The sequence below is a fragment of the Variovorax sp. P1_H12_2 genome, assembly GCF_056405335.1.
In genome coordinates this window covers 1-5,497 of the sequence record NZ_JBFUCI010000416.1, presented here as the reverse complement: position 1 = coordinate 5,497, position 5,497 = coordinate 1, and the positions used below count along the sequence as shown (strand labels likewise).

The following is a 5,497-nucleotide window of genomic DNA, read 5'->3' as shown; positions in this document are numbered from 1 at the left end:
TCCTTGTCGAGCCGGGCCGGCGTCTCGTCGTCGGCGGCGAGAAAGACGTCGAAGGGCGCGCCGCCCTGGATCTGGGCGTAGAACTTGCCGGTGGCGCCGGAGGACAGCACCGCCTTGTGGCCGGTCGCCTTCTCGAAATCGGCGGCCAGCACCTTCATCGGTCCGAAGAAGTTGGCCGCAACGGCCACCTGCACTTCGCCCGCGTGGCTGCAGAGCGACAAGCAGAAGGCGAGGAGGCCGGCGGCGATCAGGCGGGGGGAGCGGCTGGTTTTCATGGCGGTCGAGGTCTGGCGTGGTTCGCTATTCATGAATGGAATAGCGCGAGTGTAGGCCAGCCGGCACAATCCGCGCATGGCATCACCCCGCTTCGGCGACGCGCTCGGCCACGGCCTGAGCGACAAGCGCATCGACATCCTTCGCGGCATCGGCCGCACCGGCAGCATCTCGCAAGCGGCGCGCGAGGCCGGCGTGAGCTACAAGGCCGCCTGGCAGGCGGTCGCCACCCTGACCAACCTGGCGGGCGTTGCGCTGGTGGAGCGCGCGGTCGGCGGGGCCGGCGGCGGTGGCGCGTCGCTGACCTCGCATGGCGCGAAATTGCTCGAACTCGCCGACGCGCTGGCGGCGGCACGGCGCACGGTGCAGGCGGGCGCCGGAGCGCTGGCGGGCGCCGGCAGCGCGGTGGCGCGGCTGGCGATCCGCACCAGCATGCGCAACCAGTTGCCTGCCATCGTGACCGCGATCGAGTCCACGGGCCGAATCGTGCGGGTCGGCCTGCGGCTGGGACATGCCCAGACCATCGCCGCCCGCATCACGCAGGAGAGCGCCGAGTTGCTCGGGCTCGCCGAGGGGATGGCGGCGATCGCGCTGTGCAAGGCGACCGCCGTGCGCATCGAGCGCGCCGGCACTGCGAGCCGGAGCAAGGGCAACCAGCTCGGCGGCGTGGTGGCCGGCGTCGCGCGCGGCGAGGACGGCGACGAGATCTCGGTGGCGCTCGAAGGAGAACTGCAACTGGTCGGATTCGCGCCCAGCGGCAGCGCGTTGCGCACCCGCCAGCGCGTCACCGCGATCGTCGACGAGGCGGCCGTCGTGGTTGCGCTGCCAGGCTAGGAGGCAGCGACCTTCAGCCGGGCCAGTTCCTGCCGGATCAGCTCGGCGCTGCCGGGCCGCACCAGCCGTCCGAGCTCCTGCCCGTCGCGCATGAAGACGAATGTGGGCCACAGCTTGACCTTGAACGAGCGGCCCAGTGCCCGCCCGCTTCCATCTTCGATCTTCAAGTGGCGCAGCGCCGGCGCGTCGGCCAGTGCTTCGGCGAGCAGCGGCTGCGCCGCCTTGCAGAAGCCGCACCACGCGGTGCCGAACTCGACCAACGTAGGGCCGGAGAGAGCGTCGACCTCCGCACGCGAAGGCTCGCCCGTTGCATAGCTTGAATTCATAGCTGGATTCTGCAGTAGCCGCGCCGCTGCCGCTCCGCTGGCCGGCGAAGCCCGGCCCGTTGGTGAAACACCGCGGAACCGGCTCCGCCGGGCCGCTGGTGTTGCCCCCCGAAGAGGGGGTGGGCGGGCTACACGAAGTGAGCCCAACCTGGGGGTTAGCTGATTAGCCTTCCATTGGCACTGATGACCGCCACGTCCACGAACTGGCTGCCTTCACGGTTGCCGCGGCCGTAGTTGATCTTGATGCCGCCGAGGTCATAAGCCTCGATGTGCTCGAGCGCGGCGATCACGCTCGCGCGCGTCGGCGACGGGCCGGCGCGGCGCAGGCCTTCGGCCAGCACGCAGGCGTCCATGTAGCCCTCCAGGCTCGGCAGCGAGAACTCCTTGTTGCCGCTGGCCAGCATGTCGGCCTGGTAGCGCCGCACGATCTCGTACTTGGTGGCGAACGGCGAGGGCACGACGATCGCGAAGCCCAGCCCGTGCGCCAGGTCGCCCATGGCGCCGAGCGAGCTGGCCGTGATCGACAGGCCATAGGCGCTGCTCTTGCCGCCTGCCTTGCGCAGTGCGCGGACGAAGGCCGGCGCGGTGCCGGCCAGGCCGATGATGACGATCTGCGGCGCGGCCGCGGCGATCTTCGCGGCAGCCGGATCGACCTCCATGCTGGTGGTGCCCGGCGTGCTGGCGATCACCGCCGGCTCGAGCTTGACCTTGGCCAGCGCGGCCTTGAAGCCCGCCAGCAGCGACTGCCCGAGCGGGTCTTCCGAATAGACGATGCCGATGCGCGACTGGCCGAGCACGGCCGCGGTGGCGATCAGCCGGTCGAGTTCCTGGTCGTAGTTGGCACGCACCCAGAAGGTGTTCGGCGCCGCCTTCTTGCGCAGCGACACGGTGCCGGTGTTCGGGCCGACCACCGCCATGCCGGGAACCGCGTCAATGACCGCGGCGGCCTGGCGTGTCCCCAGCGGATGCACCATCGCCAGCACCGAGCTGTCGGCGGCGAAGGCGAGCGCGTTGGCCTTGGCGATCTCGGGCTTGAACTGGTCGTCGGCCATGATCAGCTCGACCTTCGTGCCATTGATGCCGCCGGTGCGGTTGAGCGCGTTGAAGTACGCCGACGAGCCCACGAACAGGCCGGCGCCGTTGGCCTTCTCGACGCCGCTGTCGTCGAAGGTGGCACCGACGCGGATGGCCCTGGCCTGTGCGAACGCCGGCCATCCCAGGGCGGCAGCGGCACCCACGCCGACGCCGCCGGCCAGGCGCGCGATGGCCTGGCGCCGGTCGGGCTTCGACGGCATGGATTGGGATCGGGCCTTGGATTCGCTCATGGTCAACGTCCTGTCGCGCCGCCGGGTCGGCGATCAATTTTTAACAAACGCTGACAATAGCAACAAAATGTAAAAAAGTCACTAGCAATGACCCCGGCCCAGCTTGCGGTAGACCGTGGCGCGGCTGATGCCGAGCGCGCGCGCCGCCTGCGCCACGTTGCCGCGGGCATCGTCCACGGCCTTGCGGATCATCGCCGACTCGACATCGCGCAGCCGCGGAAGCTGGGTGGCCGCGGCGGCGGCCGCCGGCGTTCCCTGCCGTGGCATCCGGGGCCTGGCCTGCACGCGCAGCCCCGACCACAGCGGCACCTCGAGCACCGGGTCGCCGCGTCGCGCGGCATCGAACAGCATCTGCGGCGGCAGCGCGAACAGGTCGTTGCAATGCAGCGCCGGGCGGCCGCCCAGCGGCTGGTGCAGCATGTGGCGTGCGGCCGCATTGGCGCCGGTCACGTTGCCGTCGGCGTCGATGCACAGCAGGCCCTCGGTGTCGGCGCCCACGCTGCTGCCCGGCCAGCCGATCTGCAGCAGCAGCTCGCAGGGGTGGCCCTGCACCAGCGCGTTCTCGATGCTGCGGGCCGAGGACGCCGCGAGGTGCCGCAGCTCGGGCCGCTCGACCACCTGCACACCGGTCAGGTCCAGCATGCCGATGCAATCGCCCTCCGGACCGAAGAGCGGCGCACCGGCGCAGCTGTAGATGCTGGTGTCGTCGAAGAAGTGCTCGCCGCGATGCAGCCACACCGATTCGTGCTCGGCCAGCGCGGCGCCGATCGCGGTGGTGCCGACCGCGCGCTCCGACAGGTCGACGCCGATGCGGGCGATGTCGCGCGCATGCCGGGCCGCCGCGTCGCTGCCGGAGGGCAGGGCGCCGACGTCGACCACGACGCCGTCGGCGTCGGTCAGGATCGCGAAGTAGCGCGTGTCCGCGATCGCGCGCGACAGCCGGTCGAGCACCGGCCGCGCGGCCAGCAGCAGCGCGCGGTTGCGTTCGGCCACCTGCCGCGCGTGCGGCGCCGAGACCGGATCGAAACTCACGCGCTGCTGCGGTCGGTGACCGGCCGCCAGGCAGCGCTGCCAGGAACGCACGAGCCAGGGCTCGACGCGCGGTGCCAGCGGTTCGGCCGCGCGTTCGCCGTCGATCCATTCGCGTCGCGCCTGGGCGATGGTGAGGGAGCGCTCGGGCAGGGGCGAAGCGGAGTGGGGCGTCATCGTGTGGGATCGGGCCCGCAAGGGCGCCTGTTCGGAGGCTCGCCGCACGGCAAGCTGTTTCATTTTGAGAATTTCGAGGACAACGCGCAAGCGCCTAGGGTTTTGCCTAGGATGGTGCCCCGGTCGGGCGTCCAAGATTCAATCGGCCGATTCAGCCATCACCTATACGGAGACAGCCAACATGCAGGTTCCTTTCACGGTCAACGGCCGCGAAGTCACGGTCGACGCGCCCCCGAACACCTTCCTTGTGCAAGCGATTCGCGAGCATCTCCACCTGACCGGCACCCACGTCGGCTGCGACACCGCGCAGTGCGGCGCCTGCACGGTCCATGTCAACGGCCGCGCGGTGAAGTCGTGCAACGTGCTGGTGGCCCAGGTGGCCGGCGCGACCATCACCACCATCGAGGGCATCGCCCAACCCGATGGCACCATGCACCCGATGCAGGCGGCGTTCAAGGAGTGCCACGGCCTGCAGTGCGGGTTCTGCACGCCCGGCATGGTGATGAGCGCCATCGACCTGTGCACCCACCATCCCAAGTCGAGCGAGACCGAGATCCGCGAGCTGCTCGAGGGCAACCTGTGCCGCTGCACCGGCTACCAGAACATCGTCAAGGCGGTGCAGATGGGCGGCGAGGCGATGTCCGCCGCACCGGCCAAATCCACCGCCACGGCCTGAGGAGCACGACATGGGCGCACCCGATTTCGCAGGACTGCCGCACATCGGCGAGTCACTCAAGCGCAAGGAAGACTACCGCTTCCTGACCGGCGCCGGCCAGTACACCGACGACATCGACCTGGCCAACCAGACCCATGCCGTGTTCGTGCGCTCGCCGCACGCGCACGCCACCCTGAAGTCCGTCGACACCGCGGCGGCGCTGAAGATGCCCGGCGTGGTCGGCATCTTCACCGGCAAGGACATCGAAGGAAAGATGGGCGGCCTGCCCTGCGGCTGGCTCATCAACAACCCCGACGGCACGCCGATGAAGGAGCCGATGCACCCGATCCTCGCGATCAAGAAGGTGCGCTACGTCGGCGACCACGTCGCGATGGTGGTGGCCGAGACGGTCGAGCAGGCCAAGAACGCGGCCGAGGCGGTGGTGGTCGACTACGACGTCCATCAGGCCCTGGTCAGCGTGGCCGATGCCGCGAAGAAACAGAGCGGCGTGACGATCCACGACGAGGCGCCCGACAACCAGTGCTACAAGTGGGCGATCGGCGACAAGGCAGGGGTCGATGCCGCCTTCGCCAATGYGGCGCATGTCACCAAGCTCGATCTCGTCAACAACCGGCTGATCCCGAACGCGATGGAGCCGCGCGTCGCGATCGGCAGCTACAGCCGTGCGAACGAGGAATACGTCCTCTACGTGTCGAACCAGAACCCGCACGTCGAGCGGCTGTTGATGACCGCCTTCGTGCTCGGCCTGCCCGAGCACAAGGTCCGCGTGATCGCGCCCGACGTCGGCGGCGGCTTCGGCTCGAAGATCTATCTCTACGCCGAAGACGTGTGCCTGACCTGGGCCTCGAAGCAGCTCA

At 69.6% G+C, this 5,497-nt stretch carries 7 protein-coding genes; 3 read left to right on the top strand and 4 right to left on the bottom strand.

The features are described from left to right. On the bottom strand, positions 1–308 hold a 308-nt coding region (locus tag AC1D2K_RS28815; RefSeq protein WP_478093090.1), incomplete at its 3' end, for a substrate-binding domain-containing protein. Positions 309–351: 43 nt separating this feature from the next. Here AC1D2K_RS28815 and AC1D2K_RS28810 point away from each other — a divergent pair. Beyond that, entirely contained in the window at positions 352–1,107 is a 756-nt protein-coding gene (locus tag AC1D2K_RS28810; protein ID WP_478093087.1) for a TOBE domain-containing protein, read from the top strand. Here AC1D2K_RS28810 and AC1D2K_RS28805 read toward each other — a convergent pair. The 3 genes from AC1D2K_RS28805 to AC1D2K_RS28795 form a co-directional block, all read right to left on the bottom strand. Further along, a complete protein-coding gene (locus AC1D2K_RS28805; RefSeq protein WP_478093085.1) occupies positions 1,104–1,433 on the bottom strand; it encodes a thioredoxin family protein in 330 nt (109 codons plus the stop codon). The genes AC1D2K_RS28810 and AC1D2K_RS28805 overlap by 4 nt on opposite strands. A gap of 155 nt (positions 1,434–1,588) precedes the next feature. Further along, on the bottom strand, positions 1,589–2,758 hold the full coding sequence (locus AC1D2K_RS28800; RefSeq protein ID WP_478093083.1) for an ABC transporter substrate-binding protein: 1,170 nt from the start codon (positions 2,756–2,758) through the stop codon (positions 1,589–1,591). Positions 2,759–2,839: 81 nt separating this feature from the next. Continuing rightward, positions 2,840–3,964, bottom strand: a complete 1,125-nt coding sequence (locus tag AC1D2K_RS28795; RefSeq protein ID WP_478093081.1) for a helix-turn-helix domain-containing protein — start codon at positions 3,962–3,964, stop codon at positions 2,840–2,842. A 181-nt stretch (positions 3,965–4,145) separates the two neighbouring features. Here AC1D2K_RS28795 and AC1D2K_RS28790 point away from each other — a divergent pair, with 181 nt between their 5' ends. Together AC1D2K_RS28790 and AC1D2K_RS28785 are read left to right on the top strand one after the other, a co-directional pair. Continuing rightward, complete coding sequence (locus AC1D2K_RS28790) at positions 4,146–4,640, top strand: (2Fe-2S)-binding protein (RefSeq protein WP_478093079.1); 495 nt, start codon at positions 4,146–4,148, stop codon at positions 4,638–4,640. 10 nt (positions 4,641–4,650) lie between these two features. After that, positions 4,651–5,497: xanthine dehydrogenase family protein molybdopterin-binding subunit (locus AC1D2K_RS28785; protein WP_478093077.1), on the top strand; the 847-nt coding region annotated here is incomplete at its 3' end.

Bases quoted from the DNA above. Each gene is read 5' to 3' on its own strand.
- AC1D2K_RS28805 (WP_478093085.1), bottom strand. From the start codon at position 1,433: ATGAATTCAAGCTATGCAACGGGCGAGCCTTCGCGTGCGGAGGTCGAC.
- AC1D2K_RS28795 (WP_478093081.1), bottom strand. From the start codon at position 3,964: ATGACGCCCCACTCCGCTTCGCCCCTGCCCGAGCGCTCCCTCACCATC.
- AC1D2K_RS28790 (WP_478093079.1), top strand. From the start codon at position 4,146: ATGCAGGTTCCTTTCACGGTCAACGGCCGCGAAGTCACGGTCGACGCG.
- AC1D2K_RS28810 (WP_478093087.1), top strand. From the start codon at position 352: ATGGCATCACCCCGCTTCGGCGACGCGCTCGGCCACGGCCTGAGCGAC.
- AC1D2K_RS28800 (WP_478093083.1), bottom strand. From the start codon at position 2,758: ATGAGCGAATCCAAGGCCCGATCCCAATCCATGCCGTCGAAGCCCGAC.